The sequence below is a fragment of the Gaoshiqia sp. US2 genome (assembly GCF_059705485.1).
In genome coordinates, this window is the sequence record NZ_AP048550.1 from 4,692,041 (window position 1) to 4,709,513 (window position 17,473).

The following is a 17,473-nucleotide window of genomic DNA, read 5'->3' on the forward strand; positions in this document are numbered from 1 at the left end:
TACACCGAAAACCCAATTTTCGGTGGCGAAAATTACGGCAACCAATTAACAGGCTAAAAAATTTAGTGGCAGTAACCGAAAAAACAAGCCGATTACATATAATTATGTACACCTTTCGAAAAAAACGGGTAGTTTTCTTAAAGACACTATTTAAACTCGGGAGGAATCTGGCGTTGTTCCAAATCAAGAAACATGTTCGATACAAGCTGCTTAAATACAGCACTGTGCTTATCCGCTTTCTCCTGATAATACTCGGGCGAACGGCTCAAAAAGGCATTGGAATTGGATGCCAGATGTTCTTTTATGTGCGTATGCCCAAAGCCTAAGCGACGCTCATGTGTAGCCACCAATTCATTGTTTACAAATATCTTGACCAATGTGCGGGTGTAAATTATATGGCTGCGTTTGCCAATATGGATAAAGGGGACGGAGTAATAATGTTTGTCGCGTGCCAGGCAAACAAACCCATCGTTACGGACTTGCAAATTGCAGGTAAACTTCATTTCATAAGGCTGTTCGGGCAAAGGGGAGAGCGTGTCCTTTTCAACCGCAAAAAATTGTTCTTCACGGCTGTAGGGGCGTTGTTGCATCCGTGTTTGATTGTGTTCAAGCATTTTTTGCGATACCGCTTCATTCAAATCCTCCAATGAATAAAACGTGGTGCTGCGCAGCTTGGCATATACCCGTCGGTAAATGATCTTCACCTGGTTCTCTACCAATGCCTTGTGTGTAGGAGAATATGGGCGGCAGGGAATGGTTACAAAGTGATAATGGTTGCCCATGTCTTCCAATGCTTTGTTCAGCGTTGGTTCATACCTGTCTGCCTTTATTACAGCCGATTTAAGGTTGTCGGTTACCAAAATCTTGGGTACGCCCCCAATGGCTTCCAAACACTTGGAAATGGCATGTAGAAAATCCTCCACCCGTTGAGAGGGAATGCACATCGCAAAGGCATAATCCGTGTAAGGCAAACAGGCCACAAATACTTGCACCTTGGTTATTTCACCTGTTTCTGTGTTTATATATTCCATTGTATCGCCTGCAAAATCGACAAATAATTTTTCGCCCGGTACATACGTATCACTCAACACCGTTGTAGGTTTAGCGGCTGCTAATTGCTGTTTTAAGTGATGGAAAAACTGAGTCTTACGATAGCCGTCAGGATGCTTGGCGATATATTCCTGCCATACAAGAAATCGGGTTACATGTTTGTGCCCCAACGAGGCTTTAAAATGTGGCAACTCATCTAAAAACGTTTGGTGCCGGTAGTCTGTATATGCCGGATTGCCTGCCCTGAAGCGTGCTTCAAGTTCGGGATCTTCCATGCTCAAGGCTTGTTTTAGCGTCAATGAATCAAGGTTAAAAAACCGAACATAATTATTGACCGTCTCTTTGTTTATGTCCAAATCCTTGGCTATTTGACGGTTCGACACTCCGTTCCCGCTCAACTGGAGAACTTGTTTTATTCTACTCATACTTGCTGATTTTCCTGCCATATTGCCTTTGCTCAGTTGGGTGATTATATTGTTGCAAAGGTGCGAATGAACGTTCGAATGAACGGATATGCTCCGGAAAGAACTGGGAACAAAAACACTACTACCCAAAAGCGAACGGACATGCTCCGGAAAATGGGTATTTCTCGCCCACCGAAAATAACGTGAACGGATATGCCCCGGAAAAAGGTGCCCGTGAACGGGCATGCTCCGGAATTCAAGAGTTTTTGTTACAGTTTTTTGTCTTCTCATCCTGTTTTAAGCCTATTTTTAGCGAAAACAGACATGAAAAACGTGGTTTTGAAGGATCAACTTTCAATTTGGAACTGAAATGTTTCTACTCAAAAGTGGGTGGGTATGCTCCGGAATATGTAGATTTTGCCGTTTGACTTCCTTCAGTGCATTCCTCACGGAAAACCACCTTGCCACTTGCTAATACTTCCGGGCGTTACCCCAGCGTATAGGGACTGGACTTACACCCTTTGGAAAAATACACACTTGTTATTTCGCTACTATGTAAAGTTTATTTGTATTTTTAAACTTTTTCCAGAGCTTACAACAAGTGTGCGCGCTGCTTATGCAGGGAGCACACACATGGTATAGTGCATGCGGGTTTCAGTGGTTTGCGGGTGTTTGTGGCTCGTAAAAAAAGTAGGTGTAACTTGATAGGAAATCGCCTCGTAATCCCGCACGACACCATACCATCAAATGTTATGGGGCATTTTGAATGACCGAGTTAACATCGATAAAACATATTAAACGCAGCTAAATAAAAACTTATGAAAATTAAAGACCTTGATTATTACGCAAAATTTATCTTTTCAACAGTATCTGACACAGGAGAATGTTATTCAACAACAGACAGAGAATTACTCAAGTTCGTAAAAAACCATAAAACAGGAGAAACAATGAATGGTTTTAACGTAGGTGACATAATAAACTTTGAACCTGAAAATAAACCATTCAAGATTACAGATATATCAATCAGGAGAATGGTTGATGATACCGATTTACTAAAAATCGGACTTGATTTGTCTGACTGTGCAAATCAACAAGGGGCACCCAAGGAAGCATTGTTCCTTATCCATATTACTATTGAAAACATTTAATCTAGTTGTAACAATTTAGATTACAAGGTAAGGCAAATAAAATCTGTACACATGAGAAATTTATCAATCACCATTATCTTTTTACTTTTTCAATTTTTATCTTCTCAAAGTGGTATTGGTGCTGTTTTAGATAGCTCAGATGAAACGTTCCAAGAACAATATAACTCAACTACTAAATTATTTCACTGGTGTCTATTAAAAAATGTTAATTCAATTAGAAGTCCAAATGCAGTTGGCAATCGCTATCATCATAGGCCTTATTTTCCCTCGGAGCCAAGAGTTCTTGAATGGGATCCTTGACCAGCAGGGAATTACCAAGGATACGCATGACCTCCACAACAGGTCTGCCCAGTTTGAGGTCGTGTTCAATAATAGCGACAAGACAGTACGTGATGATGGCGACATGTATCTGTATGCGGACCGCATTCTCGGATTCTCCCCAAAAGGATTTGACACGGAGATGCTGCTTGATCCATTTGAAAAACAGCTCCACCTGCCATCTGTAACGGTAAAGAAGAGCAATTTCATTTGCTTTGAGGTAGAAGTTGTTGGTGTAGTAGGTGAAGGCCCTTCCAAGGTCAGGGGCATAGAATACGATGCGTCTGAGCGAAACCGGATAGTTTCCACTGTTTCGCTTTCCTGTAAACCTAACCGTTTGGTCCCGCAGGACATTGTCATCTCCTTCAAGCATGTCATCTCCTTCCGTAATTTCATAATCAGGGCGGGACTTCTCCCGTATGATGAAGAAAGCTCCGGCCAGCTCAATTGCGTAGAGTCTGGAGAGATCAAAGTAGCCTCTATCAAACACATAGCAAGCGTGCCGTTCGTATGTAAACCAGTCCATAGACTTGGTGTCATGCACATTTGCATGGCTGATTCTGTAGAAGACCGGTATTTCAGTGGCAATATCAATCTGGGTATGAATCTTGATGCCAGACTTTGTGCTCCTAAACTTTGCCCATCTAAAGACCGACATGCACAGGTCGATGGTAGTGGAATCAATGGCATAGAACCTTCCGTGGAGTTCAAACTCTTTGGTGATACGTTTGGCCTGGGCAATAGACACAATGTAAAAGGCAAACTTCTCAAAGATCCCATGGTCTCTAAGGCTGTTTGCTTTGGAAAGAACGCTTCTGTTGATGGGAACCTTTCCAAACCCGAGGTGAAAAGATCTTTTGGCATGAGCAATAGTGACATCTGTGAGTTCTCTAAGACTATGGCAGCCTATGAGCTGGCCGTACATGATAACCAGCATATGGCTCCAGTAGGATGGTGCCATTCTGACTGTCCTGTCTTTGTGTTTTATTACCAGTCGTTCGAAGTAACGTTTCGGGAGAAACTCCACAATCTGTGCGAAAACATATTTGCCAACGTTCATACTTGTTCCAATTTGTACCTGAGTACAAAGGAACAAATTTCAAAAGGGCGACAAGGTTTTGAAAAGCTAGCATGCTGTGCATAAAACAGATATGAGGCATTTTAACAAAAATTAATAGACACTAGTGAAATTATTTAAAGTTAAGAATAAATATTTTGGAATTCCCCAAGAAAAAGTGGCAGCTTTTTTAAATGATTTTCCTAATGCTATTGAAATACGTTCATTTTTGGTTGGCAAGGACACAATTGATATTCCTATTAAAGAAGTAGCGCAGTACTTAAAAGAAATGCCTAATGCCCAACAGTTAATAACGTATGATTTTACAAATTCAATAGTTAAAATACATAAATATCTTTATAAAAAAGACGGTTTTACTGTTCCTTTAGAACAGTTTAAAACAGACATGGAAAATGAGAAAAACCTAAACAGACTTTATTATAACCTCAGAGAAAAGGATGCTTTTTCAATGTCATTATATCAATTTTCCCAGATAATGAATGGAAAAACATTAAGAACAACAGCGGGAGCAATTCTCTATTTTAATTTTTTTGTTGCTGAACCGAATGAAAGATTAAGCCTACTTTATAATTACTTAGAAGAAAGAAATCCTGAGATTAAGAATTACGGTTTTGAATCATTTTGCCGTGATATGGAGAATGATGTTCATTTAAGAAAAGTTTATGATGGTTTTTCTGGCAATTATCAAGAATGGAGAGATTTGGGTTACGAGACTTTTAAAAAGAAACTGTTATTTAAAAAAGAATCGAACGAAGTTTTCCCCCAGACAGATAATTCGACTGTTTCAAATATGTCTTTTCAAACAGATAAAATCAAAGTTGGTAATACCTTCATTGAATTACCGTTCCCCAGCGGTTTTATAAAAGTTGATGATTCAATGGGGAGTCTGCTTGAAACGGCAGACAAATTGTGTCCCGAAACAAATACCTTACTTGCTTATTACATAAGCGAAGAAGATTATGCAAACTATTTATTTAATGAAAATCATACTTGCGAAAAATACATATTAGTTGAAATCTTCAATGAATTAGAAAACATTGATGTTGGTGCTAAGGATTACAGACAATTTCTAAAAAAACAAAAAGAAGAGTACATTGATGAATTTAAGCTGAAAATTGACGATGCTGAAATAAAAGCTTCTGAAAATTTATCAAAACTTGATGAACGTATTAAAATGCAAGATTTTAAAATGGAAACATTTGGAATCTGCTACGAAAGCAAATATTCTTTAAGCTATGGCATATTATCAAAATATAATTTCAGTTTTGACAATGGAAACTCAGATAATTATGTAGTTGCTGGAATCTCTACAATTACAAGGATTGAAAATAAGCCAATCTTTTTGTTTTTATATAATACTTACAATGAAAGTAAAGATATACGTTCACTTAAATCCTTGAATTCATCTTTAATTCAAGAAATTGAGCAAAAACAAAAGCCTGGGAATTTCATAACAGAAATAGATTTTGAGGATTATAAAGAAGCCATTCTTGCAATTCTCACACTGAGTTTTATCTGGGCTATTTATTTTGCAACTAAAAAAATACACAAAAAAGTAAAAAATCGTTCTGACGATGAAATTACCAAAGTCGAAGAAAAGACTGATTTCTTGGATTTTAATGAGCTGCTACAGGAAGAAGCAAATATTAACAAAGAAAAAGTAGTTAAAGAAAAAAATATTGATTCCCAGATAGAACAGAACAATCCCAATGTAACAACTAAAATCGTAAACCCTGAATTATTAAAAGTAAATCGAAGAACAAGATTTTATAATTGGTTGATTGATGCGGTTCTATTTTATTTCCTTATCTACGTTCCGTTATTTTATTATAACACTATTTCAAGCTATTACTTATACTTAGTAATACTGTTTTTATATTATTTCATTCAAGAATTACTATTCGGAAAGACTATCGGAAAATTTATAACCAAGACAAATGTCATTAATAGTCTAGGGTTAAAACCAACGATTCTTCAATTAATTCTAAGAAATGCATCAAGATTAATACCCTTTGAAGCATTAACCTATCTGTCAAAAGAGAAAAGGGGATTACATGATATTTTTTCAAAAACATATGTGATAAAAGACTAACCATGTTGAATATTAATATCAGACAAAAAAAATGAAGAAAAAAAACGCCCCCATAATCGAGTAGACGGCTCCGCCAGTAATTAAAAACTCTTTACCCGAAACTGAAAGCTTGACTTGACACTAGTGTCAAGTCAATTATGGTATTTCGGGTAAAATGATTACCTTTGGTAAAAACGACATGAAAAAATACAAGGTAACATTGACGGAACAAGAAGCGGAACTTTTGGAAGAAATTACCAGGAAGGGTAAGCGTAGTGCGATGATCATACGCAACGCCTATATCTTACTCAACAGCAACCAAAGTCCCGGGGGCAAAAATCAAAAGGACGAAGACATCGCCAGTTTTCTTGGCATAACAGTCCGAACGGTAGAGAAAATAAGGGAGAAGTTTGTTCTTGAAAGTTTTGAGACCGCTCTTAATGGCAAGGAAAGTACACGGGAATATAAAGTAAAGGTCGACGGGGATGTTGAAGCCCATTTGATAGCCTTAAGCTGCAGTGAACCACCTAAGGGCTATGCCAGGTGGTCGTTAAGATTACTGTCAGACAAGATGATAGAGCTAAAATACATCGATAATATTTCGCATGAGACGGTACGTACCGTTTTAAAAAAACGAATTAAAACCGTGGAGGGAAAAAGGCTGGCTGATATCCCCAAGAAACAATAGTGAGTTTGTAGCCCACATGGAACAAGTTCTGGATGTGTATAAAATGCCTTACAATGCAGATTTTCCGGTGGTTTGCATGGATGAATCGCCCAAGCAGTTGATAAAAGAACCAAGATTACCGTTAATGATGAAGCCCGGACAAGACAGAAAAGCTGACTTTGAATATGAGCGATGTGGGGTGTGCAACATTTTTATGGCAAATGAACCACTTGCTGGCAAAAGGTATGTGGAGGTCAGGGGCACCAAAACAAAAAAGGACTGGGCCCTCTTTGTAAAGGAACTTGCAGATACCCATTACAAAAGCGCAACAAAAATCAAATTGGTTATGGACAACCTGAACACACATTCCCCGTCCGCTTTATATGAAGTGTTCGAACCCGAAGAAGCCAAACGAGTGTGGAACCGCTACGAATTTATTTATACCCCAAAACATGGGAGTTGGTTAAATATGGCAGAAATAGAGCTAAATGTACTGAACAAGCAATGTCTTAGCAGGAGAATCGATAAGATTACATATTCCGGTGATACCCGTTCACGTTTTCCGGTGATATCCGTTCACTTTTTGTTCAAAAACGATTAGGCAGATATAAAATTAACTAAAGTTTCCCACGTTGGGAAGTGTTGATTTATATGAGGATTGAAATTAAATAAGTAGTGGTAAAATAGAATTTAAATTGCTATATTTGAGTTAGTTACACATCAAAAAGCAGTTTATTCACAAAACCACTACTTATGGGATCAAAAATAGCATATTAAAGCGAATTAGAGAGCGTTCTTTGCAATGATGAAAAAACCAATGAGGGGATCCTCCATTTCTTTTCGGCCTTCAGGGTTGGCCGGTTTTTAGGCTCCTTCAATTCTTTCAAGAGCAAAGGGTACGACGTTTCTGTACTTTTACTTTCACTTCTGGTTTTCAGGTTACGCAGCGAAAGTATTTGCAGGATGCAAAACCGGTGCAAAAATTTTCTTGAAAGCATTGACGACAATACCTTTTATCGTTTGATGAACAACCAGTGGATGGACTGGCGAAAATTACTGATGGGCTTTGCCAAACAATTTGCCTGGCAGGCAAAGGCCAAGGGCGGTCCTGTTTCAGGGACAACTTGTTTTGTTTTGGATGATACGGACATTGAAAAAACGGGCAAAACAGTCGAGTTTATCGGCAGGGTTTTCAACCATGTGACCAAACTTTACCCGTTGGGTTTTAAAATGCTCCTGCTTAGTTTTTGGGACGGAAAGACACTGGTTGCAACCGACTTCTCGCTCCACCGGGAGAAAGGGCAAAAGGGGACTTACGGTTTGTCAAAGAAAGAGTTGCAATCGCAGTTCAGAAAAAAGCGTGACGGCAAATCTCCCGGGCAAAAAAGGGTCGAAGAATTGGACATGAAGAAAGGCGAAGTTGCTGTTTCAATGCTCCGGCGGGCTGTAAAAAATGGGATTATAGCCAGTTATGTTTTGATGGACAGTTGGTTTGTGAACGATTACATGATCAAAAGTGTCCGTGCCATCAAAAAAGGGGCCATGCATTTACTGGGGATGTGCAAGCTTGACAGGCGAAAATACATGGTTGGCAACAAGGAATTGAACGCCCATCAGTTGATCACTAAAAACCAGAGGAAGAACAGCAAGTATTCCAGAAAATACAAGTCAACCTACATCTCCACCGTGGTCGATTACAAAGGTGAGAAAGTCCGGCTCTTCTTCATACGTTACAATAATGCAAAGAACTGGACATTGCTATTGACAACCGATTTGACCCTGTCTTTCGTACAGGCGGTTGAACTGTACCAAATCCGTTGGACCATTGAAGTCTTGTTCAAGGAATGCAAGCAGTACCTGCGTTTGGGCGCAAGCCAGAACACTGATTTCGATGGACAAATTGCAGATGCAACTATCATCTTGGCAACCCATACGATATTGTCGCTGCAAAAGCGGTTCAGTTCTTATGAAACCATGGGCGAGCTGTTCAGGGAAACACAACAGCAACTGCTCGAACTAACTTTGTGGGAACGCCTGGTCAAGGTATTCTTTAAAATGTTGACCCAGATGGCCGCGATACTAAACATTGACAGTGAAGCATTAATAGAAAAACTAATGCAAAGCGACCAAACAAGTAGGCAACTACTGGCAATGCTCAAGGCACTGGATGAATTTGATGATAATGACCAAAATAACAACAAAACTGCCATCTGCCAGGTAGTAGCTTGATAACATGATAATTAGTTGCCAACTGAACAGATAATTATGAAATTTAACATGCCCAATTATAGGGCTTAATATATGTGGGAAACTTTAGTTAGCAATTCTTGATATTTTGCTTTGTCAAGTGAAATAATCTCAGATTGCTCCAAAACTTGTATAAAGTACTCAGATGGTTTATTATCAATAAAGCTAAAGAAGTCGGTTAGCCACCAACCCTCCAAAGCAAATTGTGTGGTAAGTTCAATTGATTTAGTCTTTTCAAAAAACATTCTTAGACTACCCTTTTCAACAAAAAATATAGAACTGCATATTTCTCCTTTTTGAAGTAAAAAGGCATACTGCTCAAAGCTTAATGGTTGCATATATCGATTTAAAATATCCTGTTCACTCTTGCTTAGAGCAACAAATCTTCTAATATGTTCAAGCAATTTCTGAGTTTCCATATTACATCTCATTTTTGATGTTGAATTAGTATTCTAATTCAACAATGCAAATGTATGAAACCCAAAAATCAAAAAACTTAAGCTGGTTTAACCTGAATAATTCACAAAAACGAAGAAAAGCTCACGAAAATTAAAGATAAATTACTATCTTACAGCGTCTTACAACCGTATTTCCATGAGCTCTTCAGAAAATAAAATTACCGAAAAAACTCTGGACAAGCAAACAGACGTTGCAATTTGCCAGGGAAAACTCTTCGATTTACAACCAATTGACAATAAGCGTATTGAGGTAAGTTTTACTGCATCTGAGATTTCTTCAGATGGTGGTTTGCTGTTGGTCAAAGATATCGAGAGCCGGATTGGCATCATCAAGTCGCTGGTTACTTGTATTGAGGACACCCGGCATCAAAGCTATGTTGACCACTCTTTGGAAGAGATTGCTGCACAGCGGGTATATCAGATTGTTGCTGGATATGAAGATGCCAATGATTGCAATACCTTGCGCGATGACACGATCCTGAAAATGAGTGTTGGACGTTTGCCCATGACAGGGAATGCCTTGGCATCTCAATCAACTATGACCCGTTTTGAGAACACCCCAAGAGCCAGTGAACTGTACAACATCGCGTATGCCTTTGCCAATAAGTTTATTGAATCCTACCCTTCGGAACCTCCTGTGATTATTATCGATTGCGATGACACCAACATTGATACCCACGGGGGGCAGCAGTTAACCCTGTTCAATAACTATTACGGAGAGTATTGCTACATGCCCCTTCACATTTATGAAGGCTTGTCGGGAAAACTGATTACCACCATACTCAAACCAGGCAGGCGCAGCAAAAGTGCCAATGTTTTTGGGATACTCAAAAGGCTTGTTGCCCATTTGCGCAAATCGTGGAAAAATACGGTGATCATTGTTCGGGGCGACAGCCACTTTTGCAGCAAAGAGTTGATGGACTGGTGCGTTGGACAACCCAATATCCATTTTATAACTGGCTTGACCGGAAACAGCGTATTGAATTCGAGTGTTGAAACTCTTGTAAAGAGTTGCGAAAATGAATTTGCCAGATATGCCAAACCCATAAAGCGTTATCACTCATTTGGCTACAAAGCGGGTAGTTGGGAAAACCAGCAACGCGTGATTGTTAAAATCGAAGTGACAAGCAAAGGATCCAATATTCGTTTTATTGTAACCGACCTTTGGGAATACCGGACAAAGGCACTTTACGAACAAGGGTACTGCGGACGGGGCAGGATGGAACTCAATATCAAAGACCACAAAAACTACCTGCAATCAGGCCGGATGTCGTGCAATAGCTTTTATGCCAATCAGTTCAGGTTATTCTTGCATTCAGCCGCTTATGTGCTGATGCACTCGTTGCAGGAGAACATGCTAAAAACAAAGGGGTTGGCAGCTGTTACGATGAAGACATTACGTGAAAGGTTCATTAAAATTGCTGCCCAGGTTAGACAAATGAAGACAAAAATAAAAGTGGAATTTCCAGCTTCATGCCCGCAAGCCAAACTGCTTGAGAATTACTTCCTCGAAATCGGACAGTTGCGCCGTTAGCAACAACCCAACTATATTCAAAAATACATATTAATCAGGCACTTGCAAAGCACAAGATAAAATACCTATGTTCTGTGAAGAAAATACACACAATTTTTGGTCTAAAACTAAACAGGCCAACCTCTAAAATGACCAATCGAAAACAATCGCAGACAACAAATTTTCTTTTCAGCATATGGGTTATTAAATCCCACGGCTGAAAAAATCAAATATTCACCTTTTTAAAGTTTATGAATTATTCAGGTTAAGAAAGCTAGTGTCATGTCAATATAAAATTGTCGGATAAAGACGTTTTAATTTGATTCTTGCCTCGTTGTTTGTGAACTGCCTACATCAATTTTGTCGGCCGCGGTATTTATCATTATTATCTTATACTTCCTGTTTTAATTGCCCGACACGAAAAAAGCAACTCCTGCCAAGGTCATTTCAATTTTTCTTCGATGATTCCCGGATAACCAATTTTGTTTTCAGCACAACAGTCTTTGGATTGGCGTTATTTTCAATCTTGTCGAAAAACAACTCTGCTGCTTTTCTTCCCATTTTAAAGGTCGGGTGAGTAATGGAGGTCAGCTGGGGGTCGACCACGGTCGAATGAAACTCGTCGGTAAAGCCAACCAACCCGATATCCCGGGGAATTTGAAGCCTGTGTATTTTGATTTCTTTCATCACCGCAAAAGCAACCGTGTCGTTAATGCCAAACACCGCATCGGGCCGCTCGGGAAGGTCCAGCAGACGTTTCATGGCCTGCCTTGCCGAGTTGTGGCTCAGGTTGCACTGCTCAATTAAATCGGGCATTGCAGGAAGATGACAGTCATTCAGCCCGGCTAAGTAACCCGACATGCGTTCCCTGGAAATATAAAGATGTTCGGGCCCCGAGATAAAAGCAATCCGGCGGTAACCCTGCTCGTAAAAATGACGGGTAATCTTGCAGGCTGCATCCGGGTTATCGGCCACCACGGCAGAAACCCGGTCCTGCAAACAGACCCGGTCGAAAAATACCAGGGGGATATCCTGTTCCAACAGTTTTTCAAAATGAGCGATGTCTTTTGTTTCCTGGCTCAGGCAAACAATGAATCCTTCAACCCGGGCTTTTAGCAGATTTTCGATGGATTCCTTTTCTTTTTGAAAGGATTCGCTGGAACTGGCGATGAGGATGAAGTAATCTTTTTCTTTTGCAAAACTCTCGATCCCGGCGATGATCGATGCATAAAAATGAGTCACCAAATCGGGGACAATCACGCCAATCATCCGGGTTTTTTGTTTCAGCAAACCCATAGCCAGCGGGTTGGGGCTGTAATGACGGGCGGCGGCCAGTTCTTTCACCCTTTGCCGCATCTCCGGGCTAATATCGGGATGATTCTTCAGCGCCCGCGAAACGGTTGAGATAGAAACATTCAGTTCTCTGGCCAGATCTTTTAACGAAACATGTCTGTTGCCCATAACTTGTCAGTGTAAGGCAAATGTAGTTAAAACTTCGTTTTCGTATAAATCCGCGAACTCACTCGTAGTGTTTTAAAACATTTTTTTAAACCCGCAAAGCTTTGCACAAAGCTTTGCACACCTGTCGCCCAATAGCTCCGGTTGCATAATCCATTGATATGTAAGAGCTTTATCCTAAAATACATCAACCAATGAAATTTAAACGATACTGTAAAACTTTGTTGCTGGAAAATGATCCGGATCTGATCGAAGCCTACCGGCAGGTTCATTCGCCCGAAAATACCTGGCCGGAGATCGCTCGGGGAATGAAAGAAGTGGGTATCCTGGATATGGAAATTTACATTCACGAAAACCGCCTGTTTATGATTATGGACACGGTAGCCGATTTTGATCACGACCGGGCGATGGCCGAACTGGCCGGAAAACCGCGGCAGGCAGAATGGGAGGCTTTTGTATCACGTTTTCAGCAAACCGGCAAAGAGGCAACTGCAGGCGAAAAATGGCAGCTCATGGAACGAATTTACGAACTGGATCAGCAAACGGCTTTCACCGCCGGCGAAGGTCAGCAAAAAGAAATAAAATAAGGGTATGAAAAGCAGACATTTGGGAAAAACCGGCTTATCCTATCCTCCGATTATCTACGGAACAAGTTACCTGGGAAACCTCTACCGGGAATTGAGCGAGACCGAAAAGCTGGCCTTAATGCAGGAATGGTTTAAGGTGGCTGAAGGCCGGGTGATGATTGACAGCGCCGGAAAATATGGCGCGGGCCTCGCCCTGGAAGTGATTGGCCGGGGGTTAAAACAGCTTGGAATTGATCCGAAGCAGATTACCATCAGTAATAAGTTAGGCTGGTACCGGGTTCCGCTTGAAACACAAGAACCAACTTTTGAACCGGGCGCCTGGGCCAACTTGAAATACGATGCCGTCCAGAAAATCAGTTACGAGGGTATTTTGGAATGCTGGCAACAAGGTTGCGAGTTGCTGGGAGGAACCTATCTGCCTGAATTGGTCTCGGTACACGATCCTGATGAATACTTGCTGGCTGCCATTGATAACCTCGACCGGCAAAAACGGCTTGATGACATTCTGGGCGCATATCGGGCGCTTTTTGAACTGAAGGCAAAAGGCGAAGTGAAGGCTGTTGGCATTGGATCGAAAGACTGGCTGATCGTCAGGGAACTTTATCAACGCGTAAAATTCGACTGGGTGATGTTTGCCAACAAGTTTACCCTGTACCATCACCCCAAAGAAATTGTAGACTTCATGAAACAGTTGGATGAAAACGGAGTCGGCATCATCAATTCGGCCATTTTTAATGCCGGATTTTTAACCGGCGGAGATTATTTTGATTACCGGCTTACCGGTCCGGACAATGAAGCCGACAAACCATTATTTGCCTGGCGGAAAAAGTTTTTTGCAGTTTGCAAACAATTTAAAATAACTCCCGGCGATGCCTGTTTAAAGTTTGCGATATCAGCTCCCCAGATTACAGCAGTGGCGCTCAACCCGAGTAAACCACACCGGATGGCGCACAACCGGGCCATTTTAGATGAAGAATTCCCGGCGGCCTTCTGGCAGGAAATGAAGGCGAGCGGCATCATTGACACCGATTATCCTTACCTGTAAAACAATGAGGCTATGATTATTGATACTCATCATCATTTTTGGAACTACAATCCGGTTGAATTTGACTGGATTGATGACGATATGGCAGGTATCCGGAAAAGCTTTCTTCCGGCTGATCTCCAGGCAATCCTTGATGCTGGCGGGGTAGACGGCGTTATTTCCGTTCAGGCGCGCCAGTGTTTGGACGAAACAGACTGGCTACTGGAACTGGCTTCGGAAAACGAATTTATAAAAGGGGTTGTCGGATGGCTGCCTCTGATGGATGAAAATATCCGGCAGGTATTGGAAAAATATGCCGCCCACCCCCGGCTGAAATCGGTACGTCATGTGATCCAGGGAGAACCTGATCCCGGGTTTATCCTGCGGCAGGACTTTAACCGGGGCATTTCGTGTTTAAAAGATTACGGGTTCGTTTACGATATCCTGATTTTTGAGCATCAGTTACCCAATACCATCCGTTTTGTTGATCAGCATCCCGATCAACCATTTGTTCTGGACCATATGGCCAAACCGAAAATAAAAACAAACAAAATCCAGGCGTGGCGTAAAAATATAAAAGAGCTGGCTAAACGGGAAAATGTAAGCTGTAAAATCAGCGGTATGGTTACCGAGGCTGATTATAAAAGCTGGACCGAAAAGCAACTTCAGCCCTATTTTGATGTCGTGCTCGAAGCCTTTGACCCGTCGCGTTTGATGTTTGGCTCCGACTGGCCGGTCTGTCTTGTTGCCACCGAATACGCTGCCTGGCTTGCACAGGTAAAAAAAATGATATCGGGTTTGAGCCCGAATGAGCAGGATCTGATTTTATACCGAAATGCTGTAAACACTTATCAACTTTAACGATTCAATTAAAAAAATGAAAGCAATAGAAATTACAAAACCGGGCGAAATGAAAATGGTGGAACGGGACAGGCCACAAACCGGGAAAGGAGATATTCTTCTAAAACTAAAGTATGTCGGATTTTGCGGGTCCGATTTAAGTACTTATCTGGGTAAAAATCCGCTGGTTCAGTATCCGCGAATTCCGGGACACGAGATCTCCGCGGTGATCGAAGAAACAGGTGCAGAAGTTCCGGCCGGTTTCCGGATCGGGCAACCGGCCACTGTTGTGCCATATACCAACTGCGGACAATGCACCTCATGCAAACAAAAAAGGTTTAATGCCTGCCGCTACAATCAAACACTGGGTGTGCAACGCGATGGCGCCATGACGGAATACATCGCCGTTCCCTGGCAAAAAGTGTTGGTTGATGATGAATTATCGGCCATTCAATTGGCCCTGGTAGAACCGATGACCGTGGGTTTTCATGCCATCGATAATGCAAAAGTTACCGACCTGGATACCGTGCTGGTTTTTGGTTGCGGGATGATTGGGAGCGGCGCTATTGTCAGGGCCAATTTACGCGGCGCCACCGTTATTGCGGTTGATATTGACCATTCGAAACTCGAAACAGCCGGAAAACTGGGAGCCCGCTATGTGATTAATTCACTGGAGCAGAACCTGCATGACGAACTGGAGTGGATAACCAACGGAAACGGACCAACTGTTGTGGTTGAAGCGGCCGGAAACCCGGTCACCTACAAGTCGGCAATCGAAGAAGTAGCGTTTGCCGGGCGCGTGGTTTGCATTGGCTATGCCGGAAATGACGTTTCTTTTTCAACGAAATTATGGGTGCAAAAAGAACTGGAAATCAGGGGGTCACGCAATGCCAATCCTTCTGATTTTGAAGCAGTAATCAAATACCTGAAAAACAGCGGGCTGGATGAAAACCTGTTGGTTTCGACAATCGTTGAACCGGAAGATGCTCCCTTAACCATGCAAAACTGGTCTGAAAATACCGGTAAAATTCTGAAGATATTGGTACGATTTTAATGATAAACGCATTTTGAATTTTTTCGATGAGTATCGGGATAACGATCGAATTAAACGGCTGAAGCCTATTTTTCCCTGAAAAGATGTACAAACCCGTGGGCATTGCGTTTCTTATCGTCCCTGCCCTGCCCTTCGATCACGTAGTAATACACGCCCGGACTGGCATAACGCCCACCAATCCGGCCATCCCAGACCGATTCGGTTACGGAACTTTCAAAGCCCTGAATATTATTTCGTTCCCACGAGAATACCTGTTTTCCCCAACGGTTAAATATTTTTACACTGATTTTCTTTAACGACTGGTACTTAACCACAAACTCGTCATTATCGCCATCGCCATTGGGCGTAAACACGTTTGGAACGTCAACAAATGAAGTATCGGCAACGAGATACCCATCGAGGTAAACCGTGTCGGTACAAACACCATAGTCCGAATGTTTGGATGCCACCAGCTTCACCTTGTAGGTTCCCGAATTTTCGTAAACATAAACCGGGTTCGCGTCAATCGCCACATCCATGATGCTGTCTGAAACCACTCCGTTCTGAATAGCTTCCAGCTTTATTTCGTCCAGATCGCGAAAAAAGAACCATTGGTATTGATCGGCATTTTGCGACAAATTCGTAAAGGTTACTCTTAACGGCGCCTCTCCTTTCAATGGATTGGCAGCAAACGCAGCTTTTGGCACAATCGACTGGTAAGGAACCGTTACGCTAACCTCGCAGCCAAAACGATCGTAAACCGTCAACCGGTAATCGGTATTTTGCGTGGGAGGGTCAAAAATCTGAGGGTTTAAAACCGTAGCTTCCAGTACCCCATTGACTTCCCATCGGACCTTAACATCTTTAAAAACCTGCAATTGGCTCCCCGTTCCCAAGTCAGAATAAGTCAAGTCAGTCCCTTCAAAAGCAGCCTGTAGCTGAAAATACTCACAGGTGGATTCTGTGATTTCGGCAGTAACCGAGTAGCTATTGTTAAACACCCAGGCGGTATAGGTTTCGGTATTACCACCCGAACTGACATGTACCCGGTAGGCGCCGTTCGGCAAACTGTTGACGGTGGAAAATGAACTGCCCGAGTTGTCGGTTTCATAAGCATCAAACAAACCGGACACCGGATTGTATTTCGTCCACTCGAACAAGGCGGCCCCACCACCCGAATATGTGGCGGTAAGCGAAGCAACCGTCTCGCCGGGAGACGTACAAAAGATGTAGATCTGGTCCTGCGGGCCGGCACTGTAAGTTGTTGTGGCTGCACCATCAGCCACGGCCGAAAGCTGCCCGTGTGCAAGTGAACTGATCAAAATAGCCAAAAGAAGCAGAAAAATGTAATTTCTTTGTTTAAAATCCATATTGAAGATGGTCTTAAGAAATCTGACAATACAATATTAACGCATAAAATTGATTTATCTTTTGCAGCCTGCTGTTTTTTTATTTTAACCAAATTCAGGCGAAACATCCGGCATGAAAACTAAAATTACAGCCTGAATATTGTTGAAAACTATACAGGCAGGGAACAACTATTCTTAAAAATAGATTTTACTTTTGAACTTTATTTT

Annotated in this window: 14 protein-coding genes and 1 pseudogene; 10 read left to right on the forward strand and 5 right to left on the reverse strand. The window is 41.6% G+C overall.

Annotated features, from left to right (window positions below):
* Positions 1–146: 146 nt before the first annotated feature.
* Positions 147–1,475: an IS21 family transposase gene (gene istA, locus AC6H3C_RS18600; protein ID WP_497517015.1), complete on the reverse strand. Its 1,329-nt coding sequence runs from the start codon at positions 1,473–1,475 to the stop codon at positions 147–149.
* A 797-nt stretch (positions 1,476–2,272) separates the two neighbouring features.
* On the opposite strand from istA, the gene AC6H3C_RS18605 reads away from it, so the two are divergent.
* Positions 2,273–2,602: a hypothetical protein gene (locus tag AC6H3C_RS18605; protein WP_497517016.1), complete on the forward strand. Its 330-nt coding sequence runs from the start codon at positions 2,273–2,275 to the stop codon at positions 2,600–2,602.
* 214 nt (positions 2,603–2,816) lie between these two features.
* On the opposite strand, the gene AC6H3C_RS18610 is transcribed toward AC6H3C_RS18605, so the two are convergent.
* Positions 2,817–3,980, reverse strand: coding sequence for an IS4 family transposase (locus tag AC6H3C_RS18610; protein ID WP_497515873.1), 1,164 nt, complete (start codon positions 3,978–3,980; stop codon positions 2,817–2,819).
* 124 nt (positions 3,981–4,104) lie between these two features.
* Between AC6H3C_RS18610 and AC6H3C_RS18615 the strand changes: the two genes are divergently transcribed.
* The 4 genes and pseudogenes from AC6H3C_RS18615 to AC6H3C_RS18630 all read left to right on the forward strand — a co-directional run bounded on the left by AC6H3C_RS18615 (position 4,105) and on the right by AC6H3C_RS18630 (position 8,965).
* A complete protein-coding gene (locus AC6H3C_RS18615) occupies positions 4,105–6,090 on the forward strand; it encodes an RDD family protein (RefSeq protein WP_497517017.1) in 1,986 nt (661 codons plus the stop codon).
* A gap of 178 nt (positions 6,091–6,268) precedes the next feature.
* Positions 6,269–6,757, forward strand: coding sequence for a helix-turn-helix domain-containing protein (locus AC6H3C_RS18620; RefSeq protein WP_497517018.1), 489 nt, complete (start codon positions 6,269–6,271; stop codon positions 6,755–6,757).
* A pseudogene (locus AC6H3C_RS18625) lies at positions 6,738–7,268 on the forward strand (IS630 family transposase); the annotation flags it as partial. The gene AC6H3C_RS18620 and the pseudogene AC6H3C_RS18625, both read left to right, overlap by 20 nt.
* A 293-nt stretch (positions 7,269–7,561) precedes the next feature.
* Positions 7,562–8,965 carry an IS4 family transposase gene (locus AC6H3C_RS18630; RefSeq protein WP_497521279.1) on the forward strand — a complete coding sequence of 468 codons (1,404 nt, stop codon included), beginning with the start codon at positions 7,562–7,564 and terminating at the stop codon, positions 8,963–8,965.
* 65 nt (positions 8,966–9,030) lie between these two features.
* Here AC6H3C_RS18630 and AC6H3C_RS18635 read toward each other — a convergent pair whose 3' ends face one another.
* Complete coding sequence (locus tag AC6H3C_RS18635; RefSeq protein WP_497517019.1) at positions 9,031–9,402, reverse strand: Crp/Fnr family transcriptional regulator; 372 nt, start codon at positions 9,400–9,402, stop codon at positions 9,031–9,033.
* Positions 9,403–9,577: 175 nt separating this feature from the next.
* On the opposite strand from AC6H3C_RS18635, the gene AC6H3C_RS18640 reads away from it, so the two are divergent.
* Positions 9,578–10,975: an IS1380 family transposase gene (locus AC6H3C_RS18640; RefSeq protein WP_497515887.1), complete on the forward strand. Its 1,398-nt coding sequence runs from the start codon at positions 9,578–9,580 to the stop codon at positions 10,973–10,975.
* 426 nt (positions 10,976–11,401) lie between these two features.
* Here the strand turns inward: AC6H3C_RS18640 and AC6H3C_RS18645 are convergent, their stop codons facing one another.
* The gene (locus AC6H3C_RS18645; protein WP_497517020.1) at positions 11,402–12,415 is read right to left on the reverse strand and encodes a LacI family DNA-binding transcriptional regulator; all 1,014 of its coding nucleotides are present in this window, start codon (positions 12,413–12,415) and stop codon (positions 11,402–11,404) included.
* A 191-nt stretch (positions 12,416–12,606) separates the two neighbouring features.
* Between AC6H3C_RS18645 and AC6H3C_RS18650 the strand changes: the two genes are divergently transcribed.
* From AC6H3C_RS18650 to AC6H3C_RS18665, 4 genes are read left to right on the forward strand one after another with little or no spacing between them, the layout of a single operon-like run.
* Positions 12,607–12,999 carry an L-rhamnose mutarotase gene (locus AC6H3C_RS18650; protein ID WP_497517021.1) on the forward strand — a complete coding sequence of 131 codons (393 nt, stop codon included), beginning with the start codon at positions 12,607–12,609 and terminating at the stop codon, positions 12,997–12,999.
* A 4-nt stretch (positions 13,000–13,003) separates the two neighbouring features.
* Positions 13,004–14,044 (forward strand): aldo/keto reductase, encoded by a 1,041-nt coding sequence (locus tag AC6H3C_RS18655; RefSeq protein WP_497517022.1) that lies wholly within the window; start codon positions 13,004–13,006, stop codon positions 14,042–14,044.
* Between the two features lie 12 nt (positions 14,045–14,056).
* Positions 14,057–14,884, forward strand: a complete 828-nt coding sequence (locus AC6H3C_RS18660) for an amidohydrolase family protein (RefSeq protein ID WP_497517023.1) — start codon at positions 14,057–14,059, stop codon at positions 14,882–14,884.
* A gap of 16 nt (positions 14,885–14,900) precedes the next feature.
* A complete protein-coding gene (locus tag AC6H3C_RS18665; protein ID WP_497517024.1) occupies positions 14,901–15,917 on the forward strand; it encodes a zinc-binding alcohol dehydrogenase family protein in 1,017 nt (338 codons plus the stop codon).
* A gap of 65 nt (positions 15,918–15,982) precedes the next feature.
* Here the strand turns inward: AC6H3C_RS18665 and AC6H3C_RS18670 are convergent, their stop codons facing one another.
* Entirely contained in the window at positions 15,983–17,266 is a 1,284-nt protein-coding gene (locus AC6H3C_RS18670; RefSeq protein ID WP_497517025.1) for a T9SS type B sorting domain-containing protein, read from the reverse strand.
* Between the last annotated feature and the right edge of the window lie 207 nt (positions 17,267–17,473).